We start from the raw sequence: 16,837 nt of genomic DNA on the forward strand, positions 1-16,837 counted from the left end.
ATCAAATCCCGGTCCGGGAGTCCACAGGAGATCGTCATGAACACCCCGCTTCCCGTTGTCATCATCGGCGCCGGCCCGGTTGGCCTGGCCGCCGCCGCCCACCTGCTTTCGCGCGGCCTGGAGCCGCTGGTGCTCGAGGCGGGTGATTCCGTCGGCGCCGGCATGCAGCGCTGGGGCCATGTGCGCATGTTTTCGCCCTGGGAGTTCACCATCGACAGCCAGGCTCGCGCGGTCTTGGCGGCCAACGGCTGGAAGCAACCCGAGCTCGCCGCTTTCCCGACCGGAGGCGAGGTGGTCGACCATTACCTGCGGCCCCTGGCCGCCACCCCGGAGATAGCGCCGCGGCTGCGCCTGGGTGCGCGCGTGCTGGGCGTGGCCCGCCACCGACGTGACCTGATGAAGGACGCCGGCCGCGAGGCGCAGCCCTTCGTGGTGCAGTACCAGGACGCCAGCGGTGAACACGAGGTGCGGGCCCAGGGCGTGATCGATGCCTCGGGCACCATCGAAAACCCCAACCCCCTGGGCGCTTCCGGCCTGCCGGCCCTGGGCGAGCGTGCGCTGGGCGAGCGCATCAGCTACGGCATCCCCGACGTTCTCGGCAGCGCACGCGGGCGCTACGCCGGCAAGCGCGTGCTGGTGGTGGGCAGCGGCCATTCGGCCTTCAACGTGCTCAAGGACCTGGCGCGCCTGTCCACGCTGTCGCCGGGCATGCACGTGCACTGGGCGCTGCGCCGCAATGCGCTGGCACGCGTGCTCGGGGGCGGCGACAACGACCAGCTCAAGGAACGCGGCCGGCTCGGCCAGGACATCGCCCGGCTGGTGGGCGAGGGCATGCTGACCGTGCACACCGGCGTCGAGATCGACGCGCTCGAAAACACGGCCTCGGGCATCGTCGCCCACGCCGGCGAACGAAGCCTGCCTGCCGTGGATGAGATCGTCGCGGCCACCGGCTTCCGCCCGGACCTGTCGCTGTTGTCGGAAGTGCGGCTGAAGCTGCACGCGGGCACGCAAAGCCCGGCCGCGCTGGCCCCGCTGATCGACCCGAACCAGCACAGCTGCGGCAGCGTTCGCCCGCACGGTGCGCAAGAACTGCGGCATCCGGACGACGGCATCTACATCGTCGGCATGAAGAGCTATGGCCGCGCCCCGACCTTCCTGCTGCTCACCGGCTACGAACAGGTGCGCTCGGTCACCGCCGCCCTGGCGGGTGACTGGGAGGCCGCGCGCCGGGTCGAACTGGTGTTGCCGGAAACCGGCGTCTGCATCACCCAGTTTGCCGATGAAGCCACTGCTGCCGGCCTGCCGGCGAAAGCCGCCGGGGGGTGCTGCGGCGGCGCGCCTGTCCAGGACAGCTCGGCCTGCTGCGTCGCCGACGAGGACGCGAAGGCCGAAGGAAAGACGGGCTGCGGCTGCGGGTCCCCGAAGCCGGCTGCCCCGGTAGACAAGCCGCCCGTCCAGACCACGGCAGGTTGCTGCGGCTGAGGTCCTGGCGATGTCGCGAAGCGGCGGTGCGGCAGTGTGGTGGCTGGGTCTGGCGCAGTGCGTGGCCTGGGGCGTGCTGTATTACGGCTTCCCCGTCTGGCAACTGCCCATGCAGGCGCAGTTCGGGCTGTCGATGGCCTGGGTGGCGGCGGCGTACTCCGCCGCCTTGCTGGTGGCGGCCCTGGTGGCCCCGCGGGTCGGGAAGGGTTTCGACGGCGGCCACGGTGCGGCGCTGTTCCGGGTCGGGCTGCTGGCGGGGGTATCGGGCTTGCTGGTGCTTGCCTTCCTCCGGCATCCGGCGGCCCTGTTCCTGGGTTGGCTGGGCATCGGAACGGGCATGGCGCTCACGCTCTACGAAACGGCTTTTGCCCTCGTGCATCGGGCGATCGCCGACCCGGCGCCCCGCCTTCGCGGACTCGCGGCGGTCACGGTGATGGGGGGATTGGCGAGCACGATTTTCCTGCCGCTGCTCGGGACCCTGGTCGAATACGCCGACCTGCGGACGTCGCTGCTGGCCGGTGCCGTGGCGGTGCTCGCAGCCGGCTGGCTGGTGGAGCGCAAGGTGCTGCCGGGCCTGCCCGCCGTGCCGGAACACCCGGCGCCACCGCCGGCGCAGCACCCACGCCCGCGGGGTTCGATCACCGCGCTCGCGACGGTATTCACTTCCGGCACCGTCGCCGGCATGGCCCTGATCACGCTGTTCGTGCCGCTGCTCGTCGCGCGCGGCATCGAGCTGGCGCAGGCGGCCCTGGTGCTGTCGGCCTTCGGCGTGGCGCAGTTGCCGGGAAGGATGTGGCTGCTGCGCGGCGGCCGCCTGCCTTCGGTCGCCGTGCTCACGGTCTGGCCGATGGTGATGCAGGCCGCCGGGCTTGCCGCGGCGGCCTTCGCCCATTCGACCTTCATCGCCGCCCTGGGCGTGGCCTTGTTCGGCCTGGGTGCCGGCCTGCATACCCTGGCCAGGCCGTGGCTGGTGCAGCTGCGCTTCGGCGCGGACGCCGGCCATCGCAACGGCCAGGTGGCCCTGAGCCAGGGCATCGGGCGTGCCCTGACGCCGGTTGCCGCGGCGCTGGCGGGGGTGTTGGTGGAGCCGCGGTGGATCCTGCTGGCGCTGGCCGTGGTCCTGCTTTCCCTGCTGCCTTCAGCGGTTCGCCTGTCGGCGCAGGCGGTCGTCCATCACGGCGGTGACCAGGGCGCCGCAGAAGAACACCAGCGCGGCGTAGTAGATCCACACCAGCAGCAGCACCAGGGTTCCGAAGGAACCATAGGCGCTGCCCGGGGTCGCCTCGGCCAGGTACAGGCCGATGGCCCAGCGGCCCAGGACAAACAGCGCGGCGGTGATCGCGCCGCCGATGAAGGCCCGCGGCCAGGGCACGGGGCGGTCGGGCAGGAACCGATAGAGCAGGGCGAAAACCATCAGGTACATCAGCAGCGTGACCACGTTGCCCAGCAGCGGCAGCAGGGACGGCGCATGCGCCAGCACCACCTGCAGCGCGGTGGCCAGCAGCATGGACACCAGCAGCAGGAAGCCCAGGGCAAAGACCACGCCGAAGGAAAACACCCGCTTGCGCAGCCAGGGCATCAGCCCGCGCGGCAGGTTCGTGGCGTCGGTGCTGAAGATGCGGTTTAGCGTGGCCTGCAGGCGGGCAAAGACGGCGGTGGCACCGATGAACAGCAGCAGGATGCTCCACCAGCCGGCCAGCGAACCGATGTCGGGCTGGTACTGGGCGTTCTTGATCACGGTGCGGGCGACCTCGCGCGCGTTGTCGCCGGCGACCACGCCGATCTGCTCCATCAGCGCGTCCTGGGCGGGCGGGTAGAGCGAGGCGGTGAGCCAAAGCACCAGCACCAGCAGCGGCGCCATCGACAGCATCGTGTAGAAGGAAAGCGAAGCCGCGTGGGTCAGCAGGTCGATGTCGACGAAACGCCGCATCGCTTCGGCCGGCAGGCTTTCGCGCAAGGGCGACAGCCTGGACGCAAGGCCCTCGCGCAGCTTCCGCCAGCTGCGCAGGACCGCGACGGCGCGGTTTTGCTTTGGGACTGGGCTCATGCCCGCCATTATGGCGGGCATGACGCCGTGGGTCGCGCCTTACTGGCCGGCCGTTACCTGGCTGGTCAGGTCACCCTTCTCGCGATCGCCTTCCGGCAGTTCGCCGTGCACCAGGAACCAGGTGTTCTCGGCGATGTTGGTGGCGTGGTCGCCGATGCGTTCGATGTTCTTGGCGATGAACAAAAGGTGGGTGCAGGCGGTGATCTGGCGCGGGTCTTCGGCCATGTAGGTCAGCAGTTCGCGGAACAGGCCGGTGTATTCGGCGTCGATCTCCACGTCGCGGCCGCGCACGGCCAGGGCGCGGTCGGCGTCGCGCTCGCGGTAGGCTTCCAGCGCCTCGGTCACCAGGGCGTTGGCCAGCTTGGCCAGGGCCGGCAGGCCGCGGGCGGCCGATACCGGCGCGGTCTGGTTGAGCACCATGCTGCGCTTGGCGACGTTGGCGGCGTAGTCGCCGATGCGTTCGATGTCCGACGAGATGCGCAGCGCGGCGTAAACCTCGCGCAGGTCGCGTGCCATCGGCTGGCGCAGGGCCAGCAGGCGCAGCACGTCGTGGCTGACTTCGTGTTCGAGCGTGTCGATGGCCTCGTCGTTGGCCACCACGCGCATGGCGGCCTGGGTGTCGCGGCGCTGCAGCACGTCGATGGCGGCGTCGAGCTGGGCGACGGCGATCTGGCCCATGCGGATGATCTCGCCGTCGAGGCGAGTGAGCTCTTCGTCGTAGCTCTTGACGATGTGGTCGTGGGAAGTGGGCATGGCAGGGGTCCTTGGCTCAGCCGAAACGACCGGTGATGTAGTCTTCGGTCTGCTGCTTGGTGGGCTTGGTGAAGATGGTGGTGGTCGGGCCATGCTCGACCAGTTCGCCCAGGTACATGAAGGCGGTGAAGTCCGAGCAACGCGCCGCCTGCTGCATGTTGTGGGTGACGATGAGGATGGTGAACTGCTGCTTGAGCTCGGCGAAGAGCTGCTCGATCTTGCCGGTGGCGATGGGGTCGAGCGCCGAGGTCGGTTCGTCGAACAGGATCACCTGCGGCTTCAGGGCCACCGCGCGCGCGATGCACAGGCGCTGCTGCTGGCCACCCGAAAGTCCAAGGGCCGTCTGCTTGAGCTTGTCCTTCACCTCGTCCCACAGCGCCGCCTGGCGCAGGGCTTCCTCGACGCGGTTGGCCATGTCGGCCTTCGACAGGTTTTCGTAGTGGCCGATGCCGTAGGCGATGTTGTCGTGGATCGACATCGGGAACGGCACCGGCTTCTGGAACACCATGCCGATCTTGCTGCGCAGCTTGTTGAGCGGGTACTTCGGGTCCAACACGTCCTCGCCGTCAAGCAGCACTTGGCCGCTGGCACGCTGGCCCGGATAGATCGAGTAGATGCGGTTGAACACGCGCAGCAGCGTCGACTTGCCGCAGCCCGAAGGGCCGATAAGCGCGGTCACCTTGTTCTTGGGGACATCGAGGTTGATGTCCTTGAGCGCGGCGAAGTCGCCGTAATGGAAGGCGAGGTCGCGTGCGGCCAGCTTGACCTCCAGCGGCGAATCGTCGACGGCCGCTTTCGGCACGGCGGTGGCGAAGGTGATCGGGGCGTTAGTCATGTTGGGTCTTGTTTCGCAGGAGGAGGAAGCGTGCGAGCAGGGACACCGTCAGCACGAACAGGGTGATCAGGAAGGCGCCGGCCCAGGCCAGCTGGTTCCAGTATTCGAAGGGGCTCATGGCGAACTGGAAGATGGTGACCGGCAGGTTGGGCATGGCGCTGCCCAGGTCGGTGTTCCAGTACTGGTTGTTGAAGGCGGTGAACAGCAGCGGCGCTGTTTCGCCGGAGATGCGCGCCAGCGCCAGCAGCACGCCGGTGATGATGCCCGGCAGCGCGGCGCGGTAGAGGATCTGCGTGGTCACCTTCCACTGCGGGATGCCCAGCGACAGCGCCGCCTCGCGCATCTGGCTGGGCACCAGGCGCAGCATCTCGTCGGTGGTGCGCACCACCACGGGCAGCACGATGAAGGCCAGGGCGACCGCGCCGGCCCAGCCCGAGAAGCTGCCCGTCGTGCGCACCACCAGCGTGTAGATGAACAGGCCCAGCACAATCGAGGGTGCAGACAGCAGGATGTCGTTGACGAAGCGGATCACCTCGCCGATCTTCCTGGACCGCGCGTATTCGGCCAGGTAGGTGCCGGCGGCGATGCCGACCGGCGCACCCATGAGCACGGCCAGCGCGCTCAGCATCAGCGAGCCGACGATGGCGTTCTTCAGGCCGCCGGTGTCCTGGCCCGGCGGCGGCGTCATCTCGGTGAACAGCTGCAGGCTCATCGCATCGATGCCCCTGCTGATCGTCACCCAGAGGATCCAGACCAGGAAGAACAGGCCGAAGATGGTCGCGGCGCCGGAGAACACCATGGCCATGCCGTTGACCAGCCGGCGACGGATGTACAGGTTGCGGGTGGCGGTATTCATCAGTTGCCCTCCCGCTTGGCCAGGCGCATCAGCATCAGCTTGGCGATCGCCAGCACCACGAAGGTCACGATGAACAGCACGAAGCCCAGCGCCAGCAGCGCCGACTGGTACATCGGCGTGGTGGCCTCGGCGAACTCGTTGGCGATGGACGCGGCGATGGAGTTGCCGGGCATCAGCAGCGAAGCATGGATGTTGTGCGAGTTGCCCAGCACGAAGGTGACGGCCATGGTTTCGCCCAGCGCGCGGCCCATGCCCAGGAAGATGCCGCCGATCACCGCCGAACGGGTGTAGGGCAGCACGATGTCCCAGACCACTTCGAAGGTGGTCGAGCCGAGTGCGTAGGCCGATTCCTTCAGGCGGTTGGGCACGGTCATGAAGACGTCGCGCATCACCGAAGAAATGAAGGGAATGACCATGATCGCCAGCACGATGCCGGCGGTCAGCATGCCGATGCCCAGCGGCGGGCCGCGGAAGAGCACGCCCAGGAAGGGCAGTGCGCCCATGTTCTCGTCGACCCAGGGGTAGACGTTGTCGGCCAGGAAGGGCGCCAGTACGAACAGGCCCCACATGCCGTAGATGATCGACGGGATGCCGGCCAGCAGTTCGATGGCGGTGCCCAGCGGCTGCCGGATCCAGGCCGGCGCCACTTCGGTAAGGAACAGGGCGATACCGAAGCTCACCGGCACCGCGATGATCATCGCGATGATCGTGCTGACCACCGTGCCGTAGATCGCGACCAGCGCGCCGTACTCTTCGGTGACCGGGTTCCAGGCCGTCGAGGTCAGGAAGCCTGGGCCGAACTCCATGAAGGCTTCGCGGCCACCCCAGAGCATCGAGAGTGCGGCCAGGCCCAGGGCGGCCAGTACGAACCAGCCGGCCAGGGTGACGATGTTCCGGAACGCCCAGTCGCGGAAGGCATCGGCGCGGTGCGGACGGTCGACGGGATTCGGGGCGGAAGCGGTGTGCATGCGCGGCGCTCTAGTGTTGGGGGCCTGCGTTCGTAAGCAGGCCCGCGCGCCGGGTGGCGCGCGGGCCGGAACAGCGGTTTGTCAGTTACTTGAAGCTGGCAGCCCAGTAGGCTTCGATCTGCTCGACCAGCGCGTCCGGCAGCGGCACGTAGCCGAGCTGGGTGGCCGACTCGTCGCCGTTTTCGTAGACCCAGTCGAAGAACTCGCGGGCGGCCTTGTTGCCTTCGGCGTTCTTCGGGCGCTTGGACATCAGGATGAAGTTGGTCGCGGCGATCGGCCAGGCCTCGTCGCCCGGGGCGTTGGTCACCACCAGGTAGAAGTCCTTGGCCTTGCCCCACTCGGCGCTGGCCGCGGCGGCCTGGATCGACGCGTCCGAGGCCTGCACGTACTTGCCGTTGGCGTTCTTCATGCTGGCGTAGGCGACCTTGTTGGTCAGCGCGTAGGACAGCTCGATGTAACCGATGGCGCCCTTGATCTGCTTCACGTAGGCGGTCACGCCTTCGTTGCCCTTGCCACCCACGCCGGTCGGCCAGCGCACGGAGGTGCCTTCACCGACCTTGGTCTGCCATTCCGGCGACACCTTGGACAGGTAGTTGACGAAATTGAAGGTGGTGCCCGAGCCGTCCGAGCGGTGCACGACGGTGATGCGCAGGTCCGGCAGGGCCAGGCCGGGGTTGAGGCCGGCGATGGCCGGGTCGTTCCACTTGGTGATCTTGCCCAGGTAGATGTTGGCCAGGGTGGCACCGTCGAGCCTGAGGTCGTTGGCATTGATGCCCGGCACGTTGAAGGCCGGCACGATGCCGCCCATCACGGACGGGAACTGGGCCAGGTTGGAGGCGGCCAGGTCCTCGGGCTTGAGCGGGGCGTCCGAGGAACCGAAGTCGACGGTGTTGGCCTTGATCTGGGCGATGCCGCCGCCCGAGCCGATGGACTGGTAGTTCACGCGGTGGCCGGTGGCGGTGTTGTAGTCGGCCGACCAGCGGGACATGGTGGGAAACACGAACGAGGCGCCTGCGCCGGTGATTTCGGCGGCATGGATGGCGGGGGCCAGGCCGGCGGCCAGGGCGATGGTGGCCAGGCTGCACTTGAAGGTCTTGAGCACGTTGCGACTCCTTGGAAGGTGGGTGCGGCGACGGGGCGTGCCCCGATGCCGGGCCATTACAGGCCGGACCGGTGACAAGCTTGTTTCCTGTTCATGACATTCGTGTGACAAGCCGGCCGCAGGCCAGGCGGCCACCGTCACCTGGCTGTCATGAAACCCACAAGTTGCCGTCACAATGGCGCGTCAGTCTGTGCTCGCTTAACCGCCCTCTAACGGTTGTCCATTCTCCAAGGAGTTCATGTCATGCGTTTGACCATCCTGGCCGCGTCGCTCGCGGCCGCCATCGCGGGCCTCAGCCCCGCCACCGCCCACGCCCAGCAGGCAAGTGACCAGGAAATCGCCGAACTCAAGGCCCAGGTGTCGATGCTGATGAACCGGATCGAGCAGCTCGAGGCCCGTGACGACGCCCAGTCGGCCGTGAACGTGGACACCGCGGAAGCCATCAAGGGAATGCAGGCCAGCCAGCCCAAGGTCGAGACCAAGGGCGGCCTGAAAGTGACGTCGGCGGACGGCAAGGCCTCCTTCAGCCTCGGTGGCCGGCTCCACTTCGATGGTTACGCCTGGGACCGCGACCTGGCCGCCACCACCGGCACCACCGAATTCCGCCGCGCCCGCCTGACGCTGGGCGGTACGGTCGCGGGCTGGGAATACAAGATGGAGCAGGACTTCGCCGGCGGCACCAACCTCGACGGCCTGCGCGACCTCTACATCGCCAGGAACCTGGGCCCGGGCAAGCTGACCATTGGCCACTTCAAGCCCTACCGGTCGATGGAGGAGCTGACCAGCTCCAACGAGATCCTGATGATGGAGCGCCCGTTCGCATCGGCCACCGGCCTGTTCAGCGGCCGCCAGTTCCAGCAGGGCGTGGGCTACCTGGTGGCCGGCGACAACTGGACCGCCGGTGGCACCGCGTTCAACCTGCGCGGCGCCACCGGCCCGCGCAACGAGGGCATGGGTTTTGCCGGCCGTACGACCTGGGCGCCGATGATGGGGACAGAACAGGTCCTGCACCTGGGTGCCTGGTACAGCCACGAAAACATCAACCAGGGCTCGGCCAGCCTCTCGGCTTCGGCCAACTACGCCGGTCGGCGCGGCCCGAGCCTGGGCATCGCCACGTCCCCGGGGGCCGGTGGCGAGCAGGTCGGTGCGCTGGGCCTGGAAGTGGCCGGACTGTTCGGCCCGGTCTTCTTCCAGTCCGAATTCGCCAACGCCAGCTTCGGCCAGCCGCTGGGCGCCGACCAGGACGTGCAGACCTTCTACCTGCAGGGCAGCGTGATGCTCAACGGTGGTCGCAAGGTCTACAAGGCGGGCAATGGCGTGTTCGGTTCGCCCAAGGTCACCGACCGGGGGCTGTGGGAGCTGACCGCGCGCTACGACCATATCGAGAACCAGGACATCCCTGGCCTCGAGGCCAGCGCCTGGATCCTGGGCATGAACTACTACGTCAACTCCAACCTGCGCGTGATGTTCAACTACACCCAGGGTGACAACGACTTCAGCGGCGACGAGACCGGCCAGTTCGCGCTGCGCACGCAGTTCAACTTCTGATCCGTTCCGACCGGACGGGTGCGACCGGGTTCGCCTGGTCGCACCCGTCTTTTTTTTCCGGGACCGTCGATTCCGGGACTTCCGGGGCCCGCCCGTGGCGCTACCATGGGGCGGCCAGGTCCGAAGCCCCGGAGAATTGATGAGCACGCTCGAATCGCCCGCGCCCGTGCGGGAATGGATCACCGAACAGGCCCGCGCGGGCCGGGAGCCGCTGGAGGTGGTGGCCGCGATGGTCGCCGAAGGCTGGCAGCAGGACGAGGCCATCACCGTGGTGCAGGACGTCCTGCACGGCCTGCTGGTGGAACACGCGCGCGCCAATGGCCTGCCGGAACCCACTCCCGTGCCCGAACCCATGGAAGCCGGCGGTTCGCACCTGCTCGACGGTGGCGACCGCAAGGTGCCGGTGCTGGCCTACCTGCGGCATCCGCGCGTGGTGGTGCTGGGCGGCCTGCTGTCGGACGAGGAATGCGACGAGTTCATCGCGCTGGCCCGGACCCGCCTGCAGCGCTCGGAAACCTTCCTGCTCGACGAAGGCGTCAGCCAGGTCCACGAGGCCCGGACGAGCGAGGGCATGTTCTTCACCCGCGGCGAAAACGCCCTGTGCCGCCGCCTGGAAGCCAGGCTGGCCAAGCTTTGCGCGTGGCCCGTTGAATTCGGTGAAGGCCTGCAGGTGCTGCGGTACGGTCCCGGTGCCGAATACAAGCCGCATTTCGACTATTTCGACCCGGCCAAGTCCGGCACGGCCGGCATCCTGGCCAATGGCGGCCAGCGCGTGGCCTCGATTGTCATGTACCTCAACACGCCCGACGCGGGCGGCGAGACGACCTTCCCTGACGCGGGCTTCAAGGTGGCGCCCGTGAAAGGCAATGCCGTCTTCTTCAGCTACGACCGTCCGCACCCGATGACCGGGACCCGCCATGGCGGCGCGCCGGTGGTGGCGGGCGAGAAATGGGTGGTCACCAAGTGGCTCCGGCTGGGCGAGTTCCACTAGGCCCCGCCCGGGCCGGCATCACCGGCCGGCGGGGCCCGGCGTCTTGTCGCGATAGCGGCACAGGTCCCGGATGACACAATTGGGGCAATCGGGCTTGCGTGCCTTGCACACGTAGCGGCCGTGCAGGATCAGCCAGTGGTGGGCGTCGAGCCGGTATTGCGCCGGCACGGCCTTCATCAGTTTGTCTTCGACCGCGCGGACGGTCTTGCCGGGTGCCAGCCCCGTGCGGTTGGCCACGCGGAAGATGTGCGTGTCCACGGCGATCGTGGGTTCGCCGAAGGCGGTGTTGAGCACCACGTTGGCGGTCTTGCGGCCGACGCCGGGCAGGGCTTCGAGCGATTCGCGGTCGCGCGGGACCTCGCCGCCGTGTTTTTCCACCAGGATCCGGCAGGCGGCGACGACGTTGGCGGCCTTGGCGTTGTAGAGGCCGATGGTGGAGATGTAGGACTTCAGCCCCTCCTCGCCAAGCGCCAGGATCGCCTGCGGCGTATTGGCCACCGGGAACAGCCTGCGCGTCGCCTTGTTGACGCCGACGTCGGTGGCCTGCGCGGAAAGGGTGACCGCCACCAGCAGCTCGAAGGGCGTGGAGTATTCGAGCTCAGTGGTGGGCTTGGGATTGAGTTCGGCCAGTCGCGAAAACAGCTCCTGGCGATCGGCCAGCTTCATGCCGCGCCACCCGCCGCCCGAAGGCGCCAGGCCTGGCGGATCGCCACCAGCCCGGCCAGCACAACGAACGCACCGACCGGCAGGATCGCCAGCACGAAGCCCGGGTACCCGACCGCCGCCAGTTCCAGGCCGGGCAGGCCGAGCAGCGCGCCCGCGCCGGCGAACAGGCTGCCTTCGCCGATCAGTTCACGCAGCGCGCCGATCAGCAGCAGCACCCACAGGAAACCCAGGCCGATCGCCAGTCCGTCCAGTGCGGCCCGGCCGGGGTTGTTGCGCGAGGCGAAGGCCTCGGCCCGGCCCATCAGCGCGCAGTTGGTGACGATCAGCGGGATGAACAGCCCCAGCACCGCGTGCAGCTGCGGCAGGAAGGCGCGCATGGCCAGTTCGATCGAGGTCACCACCGCGGCGATGACCATGATGAAGGCGGGAATGCGCACGTCGCGGCGGGTCAGCTTGCGGATGGACGCGACCGCGGTGTTGGTGACCAGCAATGCCAGCACGGTGGCCAGGCCCAGGCCCAGCGCATTGACTGCGTTGTTGCTGACCGCCAGCAGCGGGCACAGCCCAAGCAGCTGCACCAGACCGACGTTGCCGCTGGACAGGCCGTATTCGAGGATGGCGCGGGGCGTGGCGGAGCTCATCGGGCAGGCGGGGGATCGATCGGGGCGTCGTCGAAGGAAAGTGTAGCGCCGGCATCGGCGGCGCGGACGGCGTCGCCGTGCGCGGCGACGAAGTCGAGCACGCGACGCACCGCGGACACCACCGCGCGCGGCGTCAGCGTGGCGCCGGCGAACTGCGGGAAATGGCCGCCGTCGCGCTGCACGCGCCAGCGCTCGCGCGCTGGGTCGGCCAGAGACCGTCCTTCGAAGCCGAAGATCCAGTTGCTGCGTCCGGCTTCGATATCGTCGCCCAGGCCCGGGGTCTCCTGGTGGGCGGTGATGCGTACGCCCAGAACCGTGCCGGACCGGTCCACCGCCACCAGCAGGCGGATCGGGCCCGAATAGCCGTCCGGCGCCGTGGCTTCGATCACCAGCGCGGAATCTGCACCTGCCAGGCGCGCCCGGTAGACCGTGGCCGCGGGCTGGCCCAGCCACGCAGGGGCCTGCACCTGCACGCTGTCGGCAATGGGATCGTTGTCGTAGCGGTTGGCGGGCAGCACGATTTCCAGTGCCTGCAGCCGCGCCTGGCGTTCGCTTTGTGCGATGCGGTCGCGGGTAAGCGCCCAAGTGCCGGCCAGCAGCACCGCCGCGGCCAGGCCGGCCAGGGCCAACTGGGCGCCGGCGCGCAGGGATTCGCGAAGGCTTGTTTTCATGGCGTGGCGTCCCCGCCGGGCGCGCGGCCTTCGCCAAGGATGCGCGGGCGGGTGTGGGCGTCGATCCACGGCGCCGCGCAGTTCATCAGCAGCACGGCGAAGGCGACGCCGTCCGGGAATCCGCCCCAGCGCCGGATCGCCAGGGTCAGCAGCGCCACGCCGGCGCCGAACACCAGGCGCCCGCGCGGCGTCGTGCAGCCGCTGACCGGGTCGGTGGCGATGAAAAACGCCGCCAGCACCAGGCCGCCGGAAAAGACATGCTGCAGCGGGAAGGGATGCAGGTCCGGGTCGGCCAGCCAGAACGGCAGCGCCAGCAGCACCACCGTGCCCAGGGTCGCCGCCGGCACCTGCCAGGGGATGACCCGCTTGAACAGCAGGAACAAACCGCCCAGCGCGAAGAAATTGGCGACCCACTCCCAGCCGCGGCCGCCGAAATCACCGAACACCGGCACGTCGCGGATCTCCGCCAGGGTCGCGCCCTGGCTGCCGAGCGTGCGCACGGTGTCGAGCGGCGTCGCCTGCGCCAGCGTGTCCCAGCCCCAGGGGGCGGGCAGCTGACCGGTGAGGATGGCGATCAAGCTGTCGCCCAGGCCCGGCGTGCCCATGGCCTGGTCCAGCCCCGCCGGCGCCAGCCACTGCGTGAAAACGCGCGGGAAGGCCAGCAGCACGACCGCAAGGCCGACCATGGCCGGATTGAACAGGTTGTGGCCCAGGCCCCCGAAGAGATGCTTGGCGAACACGATCGCCGCCAGCATGCCGATCGCCGCCAGCCACCACGGCGCCAGCGGTGGCAGGCACAGCGCGAACAGCACGGCGGTGAGCGGTGCGCTGAGGTCGGTAAGGAAAGGCCGCATCGGTTTGCCGCGCAGTTTCAGCATCGCGGCTTCAAATGCCATCGCGAATGCGGCCGCCAGCAGGATCTGCACGAAAATGCCGGGCCCGAAGAACCAGCCATGCGCGAGCACGCCCGGCACCAGCGCCAGCAGCACCAGGCCCATGGTGCCGCGCACGCTGCGTCGCGGCGGCAGGTGCGGGGCCGGGGCGGTTTCGAAAGTCTTCACGGGCGGTCGCCGGCGTCGTCGGATGCGGCGCGTTTGGCCCGGGCGCGTTCCAGGGCAGCCGCCACCGCATCCGGGCTGGCGGCGGCCTTGCGCGCGGCGCGGCGCGCCTCGCGTTCGCCCGCTTCGCGTTCAAGGCGCTCGCGGCGGCTTTCGAAGCGCTGGCGCGCGGCTTCGGCATTGGCGGCATCGGCGTCGCGTGCCAGCAGTTCGCCCTTGGCCAGGCGGAACTGCTGCGTCAGCGGGATGTGGCTGGGGCAAGCGAGGTCGCAGCAGCCACATTCGATGCAATCGAAGAGGCCCTGCCCGCGCGCTTCATCCAGCCGGCCGGCGCGCGCCTGCCAGTGCAGCTGCTGCGGCAGCAGGCGCGAGGGGCAGGCAGTGGCGCAGTCGCCGCAGCGGATGCAGGGCATTTCATCGCCAGCCGTGCGAAGGTCGGCGTCGCCCAGCACCAGGACGCAGTTGTGGGTCTTGCCGATCGCGAATCCATCGTGGGGCAGGGCGGTGCCCATCATCGGGCCGCCCAGCATCAGTCGGCGCGCGGCCGGCGTGTAGCCGCCGGCGTGCGCGACCAGGTCGCAGACCCGCGTGCCCAGCGGCACGATGAAATTGCCCGGCCTGGCCACGCCCGGACCGGTGACGGTGACCACGCGTTCGCAAAGCGCTTCGCCCAGCACCACCGCGCGCCAGGCCGCGCGCACGGTGGCGACGTTGAGCACGATGACGCCGATGTCGCGCGGCAGGCCGCCGCGCGGCACCTCCTGGCCGGTCAGCACCTGGATCAGCTGGCGCTCGCCGCCTTCGGGGTAACGCGTGGGCACCACCACCAGTTCAACCAGGTCCTGGCCATGCGCCTGCACGGCTTCGCCGCAGGCGGTGATCGCCTCGCGCATGCTGTCCTCGACCGCCAGCAGCACGCGCGACGCGCCGCTGGCACGGGCCATCATCCGGGCGCCGCGCACCACCTCGTCGGCATGTTCGCGCAGCAGGGCATCATCGCAGGCGATCCAGGGTTCACATTCGGCGCCGTTGATCACCAGCGTGGCGCGCGCGGCCGCGAGTTTGCCGGCGGTCGGAAAGCCGGCGCCGCCCAGTCCGACGATGCCGGCGTCGCGGATGCGCGCACGCAGGGCATCGGCGTCGGCGTCTTCCGGCAGGGCGGGCTGGGCCTGCAGCGCGCCGTCCGGCGCGGGTTCGATCACGACGTGGGGGACTTCGATGCCCGGGGTGCCCGGCAGCGGAAGGGCTTCGATGGCAATTACCCGCCCGGCCACCGGTGAATGCAGGTCCGCGCCGGCGCCGCCTTCGGCGATGGCGATGCGTTGCCCGCGCGCGACGCTGTCTCCCGGGGCCACGCAGGGTTCGGCCGGCAGGCCGGCGTGCTGCAACACGGACAGGTACAGCCGTGCCGACGGCGGCAGCCGGCGCAGCCCGCCGGCGGTGGACTCGGCCTTGTGGCCGGGCAGGTCCAGGCCGCCGTGGAAGCGATGCAGGTGCACGGCCGGCCCGGGTCCGGTCAGCGGCCGGTGAAGCTGGGCTTGCGGCGGGCCAGGAAGGCGTCGGTGCCTTCCTTCATGTCCTGGGTCGAGAAGGTGACCGCGAAGACCTGGGTTTCGTGGTCCAGCCCGGAATCGATCGGCGCTTCGCCGCCCAGTACGATGGCGTCGAGGATGCCGCGCAGCGCCAGCGGCGCCGAATTGGCCAGCTGCGTGGCCAGGGCATCCACGTCGGCGTCGAGCTGGTCGGCCGGCACGACCCGGGTGACCAGGCCAAGCTCGGCCGCGCGCGCGGCCGTGATCGGCGCACCCAGCAGGCACAGCTCCAGGGCCACGCCGCGTCCGGCCAGGCGCAGCAGGCGCTGGGTGCCACCGAAACCGGGCACCAGGCCCAGATTGATCTCGGGCTGGCCAAGCTTGGCGCTGTCGGCGGCGATGCGCAGGTGGCAGGCCATGGCCAGTTCCAGGCCACCGCCGAGCGCAAACCCGTTCAGGCGCGCGATGACCGGCTTGCCCAGGCGTTCGATGCGGGTCATCAGGGCCTGGCCGTGGGCGGAGAAATCACGCGCCTGGGCCGGGCTGAGGCCGTTCATCTCGGCGATGTCGGCGCCGGCGACGAAGGCCTTGGGGCCGGCGCCGGTCAGCACGACCACGCGCACCGAAGCGTCGGCGGCGGCATCGGAAAACGCGGCGTGCAGTTCGGTCAGGGTTTCGCGGTTGAGCGCGTTGAGCTTGTCGGGGCGATTGAGGATGATGCGACGGATCCCGTCCTTGTCCTCGACGAGCAGGGTATTGAAGGCCATTTCGTAAAACTCCGTTAAGCGGGGAACTCGGGGCGTGCGCACCGGTCGCAGATGGGCCGGTGGCGTGATGTCAGTGGCGGTTCAGCCGCGCGGGGGCTATCCTAGCGCGGCATTCGGGGCACCACATCGCCCCATCCAACCAACGGAGATTCCCTGATGAAGTTGCGTCTGATCGCTGCCTGCCTGGCGGCTTTTGGTCTGAGTGCCGGCGTTGCGCTGGCCCAGTCCGCCCCGGCCAATGCGCCGACGCCCCCGCCGGCCAACAAGCCGGTGCTGAGCTACGCCATCGGTTACGACCTGGGCAAGGACCTCGCGGACCAGAAGGTTGACGTCGACATCAACCAGGTCATCAAGGCCCTGCAGGACGGCTTCGCCAAGCGCGCGCCGGCCCACCCGCAGGACCAGATGGACGGCCAGTTGGCCGGCCTGCAGCAGCGCATGGTCGCCCAGGCCCGCGCCGAGTTCGAGCGGGTCGCCAACGAAAACAAGACCAAGTCCGACGCCTTCCTGGCCGCCAACCGCGGCAAGCCGGGCATCACCGTGCTGCCCAGCGGCATCCAGTACCGCGTGATCGAAACCGGTTCGGGCGCCAAGCCGACCCAGGCCAGCACCGTGACCATGCACTACCGTGGTTCGGTGTCCACCGGCCAGGAGTTCGCCAACACCTACGCCCAGCAGAACCCGACCCCGGCCTCGTTCAAGGTCAGCGAGTTCCCGATCCGCGGCATCCAGGAAGTCCTGGTGATGATGCCGGCCGGCTCGCGCTGGGAAGTGTTCCTGCCCTCGGACAAGGCCTTCGGCAACGACCCGCGTTCGCCGGTCGGCCCGGGCCAGGCGCTGGTCTTCGACATCAAGCTCGAAGGCGTCCAGTAAGCAACCCGCGGGGCCGCGCCGGCGACGGCGCGGCCCCTGCGTCTTGA

The 16,837-nt window shown here is 69.2% G+C and carries 17 protein-coding genes; 4 read left to right on the top strand and 13 right to left on the bottom strand.

Annotated features, from left to right (window positions below):
* Positions 1-36 precede the first annotated feature (36 nt).
* A complete protein-coding gene (locus tag IEX13_RS03150) occupies positions 37-1,482 on the top strand; it encodes an NAD(P)-binding domain-containing protein (protein ID WP_188661221.1) in 1,446 nt (481 codons plus the stop codon).
* Positions 1,483-1,833: 351 nt separating this feature from the next.
* Here the strand turns inward: IEX13_RS03150 and IEX13_RS03155 are convergent, their stop codons facing one another.
* The 7 genes from IEX13_RS03155 to pstS all read right to left on the bottom strand — a co-directional run bounded on the left by IEX13_RS03155 (position 1,834) and on the right by pstS (position 8,043).
* The gene (locus IEX13_RS03155; RefSeq protein ID WP_188661224.1) at positions 1,834-2,385 is read right to left on the bottom strand and encodes a hypothetical protein; all 552 of its coding nucleotides are present in this window, start codon (positions 2,383-2,385) and stop codon (positions 1,834-1,836) included.
* A gap of 235 nt (positions 2,386-2,620) precedes the next feature.
* Positions 2,621-3,529 carry a YihY/virulence factor BrkB family protein gene (locus tag IEX13_RS03160; protein ID WP_308423887.1) on the bottom strand — a complete coding sequence of 303 codons (909 nt, stop codon included), beginning with the start codon at positions 3,527-3,529 and terminating at the stop codon, positions 2,621-2,623.
* A gap of 39 nt (positions 3,530-3,568) precedes the next feature.
* Positions 3,569-4,282 (bottom strand): phosphate signaling complex protein PhoU, encoded by a 714-nt coding sequence (gene phoU / locus IEX13_RS03165; RefSeq protein ID WP_188661230.1) that lies wholly within the window; start codon positions 4,280-4,282, stop codon positions 3,569-3,571.
* Positions 4,283-4,298: 16 nt separating this feature from the next.
* Complete coding sequence (gene pstB, locus IEX13_RS03170; protein ID WP_188661234.1) at positions 4,299-5,117, bottom strand: phosphate ABC transporter ATP-binding protein PstB; 819 nt, start codon at positions 5,115-5,117, stop codon at positions 4,299-4,301.
* Positions 5,110-5,973, bottom strand: coding sequence for a phosphate ABC transporter permease PstA (gene pstA / locus IEX13_RS03175; RefSeq protein ID WP_188661237.1), 864 nt, complete (start codon positions 5,971-5,973; stop codon positions 5,110-5,112). Before pstA ends, pstB begins: the two co-directional genes overlap by 8 nt.
* On the bottom strand, positions 5,973-6,941 hold the full coding sequence (gene pstC / locus IEX13_RS03180; protein WP_188661240.1) for a phosphate ABC transporter permease subunit PstC: 969 nt from the start codon (positions 6,939-6,941) through the stop codon (positions 5,973-5,975). The genes pstA and pstC overlap by 1 nt, the downstream gene beginning before the upstream one ends.
* An 85-nt stretch (positions 6,942-7,026) precedes the next feature.
* Positions 7,027-8,043, bottom strand: a complete 1,017-nt coding sequence (pstS, locus tag IEX13_RS03185; protein WP_229668434.1) for a phosphate ABC transporter substrate-binding protein PstS — start codon at positions 8,041-8,043, stop codon at positions 7,027-7,029.
* 243 nt (positions 8,044-8,286) lie between these two features.
* Here pstS and IEX13_RS03190 point away from each other — a divergent pair, with 243 nt between their 5' ends.
* Both IEX13_RS03190 and IEX13_RS03195 read left to right on the top strand, forming a co-directional pair.
* A complete protein-coding gene (locus IEX13_RS03190; protein WP_188661246.1) occupies positions 8,287-9,591 on the top strand; it encodes an OprO/OprP family phosphate-selective porin in 1,305 nt (434 codons plus the stop codon).
* 139 nt (positions 9,592-9,730) lie between these two features.
* On the top strand, positions 9,731-10,582 hold the full coding sequence (locus IEX13_RS03195) for a 2OG-Fe(II) oxygenase (RefSeq protein ID WP_188661249.1): 852 nt from the start codon (positions 9,731-9,733) through the stop codon (positions 10,580-10,582).
* Positions 10,583-10,600: 18 nt separating this feature from the next.
* Here IEX13_RS03195 and nth read toward each other — a convergent pair whose 3' ends face one another.
* From nth to IEX13_RS03225, 6 genes are read right to left on the bottom strand one after another with little or no spacing between them, the layout of a single operon-like run.
* Positions 10,601-11,248, bottom strand: a complete 648-nt coding sequence (nth, locus tag IEX13_RS03200; protein ID WP_188661252.1) for an endonuclease III — start codon at positions 11,246-11,248, stop codon at positions 10,601-10,603.
* On the bottom strand, positions 11,245-11,889 hold the full coding sequence (rsxE, locus tag IEX13_RS03205; RefSeq protein WP_188661255.1) for an electron transport complex subunit RsxE: 645 nt from the start codon (positions 11,887-11,889) through the stop codon (positions 11,245-11,247). Before rsxE ends, nth begins: the two co-directional genes overlap by 4 nt.
* The gene (rsxG, locus tag IEX13_RS03210) at positions 11,886-12,560 is read right to left on the bottom strand and encodes an electron transport complex subunit RsxG (RefSeq protein WP_188661258.1); all 675 of its coding nucleotides are present in this window, start codon (positions 12,558-12,560) and stop codon (positions 11,886-11,888) included. The genes rsxE and rsxG overlap by 4 nt, the downstream gene beginning before the upstream one ends.
* Positions 12,557-13,621 carry an RnfABCDGE type electron transport complex subunit D gene (locus IEX13_RS03215; protein ID WP_229668435.1) on the bottom strand — a complete coding sequence of 355 codons (1,065 nt, stop codon included), beginning with the start codon at positions 13,619-13,621 and terminating at the stop codon, positions 12,557-12,559. Before IEX13_RS03215 ends, rsxG begins: the two co-directional genes overlap by 4 nt.
* Positions 13,618-15,117 carry an electron transport complex subunit RsxC gene (gene rsxC / locus IEX13_RS03220; protein ID WP_229668436.1) on the bottom strand — a complete coding sequence of 500 codons (1,500 nt, stop codon included), beginning with the start codon at positions 15,115-15,117 and terminating at the stop codon, positions 13,618-13,620. Before rsxC ends, IEX13_RS03215 begins: the two co-directional genes overlap by 4 nt.
* 17 nt (positions 15,118-15,134) lie before the next feature.
* Positions 15,135-15,917 carry an enoyl-CoA hydratase/isomerase family protein gene (locus IEX13_RS03225; protein WP_188661261.1) on the bottom strand — a complete coding sequence of 261 codons (783 nt, stop codon included), beginning with the start codon at positions 15,915-15,917 and terminating at the stop codon, positions 15,135-15,137.
* 156 nt (positions 15,918-16,073) lie between these two features.
* On the opposite strand from IEX13_RS03225, the gene IEX13_RS03230 reads away from it, so the two are divergent.
* Positions 16,074-16,790 carry an FKBP-type peptidyl-prolyl cis-trans isomerase N-terminal domain-containing protein gene (locus IEX13_RS03230; protein ID WP_188661264.1) on the top strand — a complete coding sequence of 239 codons (717 nt, stop codon included), beginning with the start codon at positions 16,074-16,076 and terminating at the stop codon, positions 16,788-16,790.
* Positions 16,791-16,837 lie beyond the last annotated feature (47 nt).

This window comes from Arenimonas soli (genome assembly GCF_014643775.1).
In the GTDB taxonomy this organism is placed as follows: domain Bacteria; phylum Pseudomonadota; class Gammaproteobacteria; order Xanthomonadales; family Xanthomonadaceae; genus Arenimonas; species Arenimonas soli.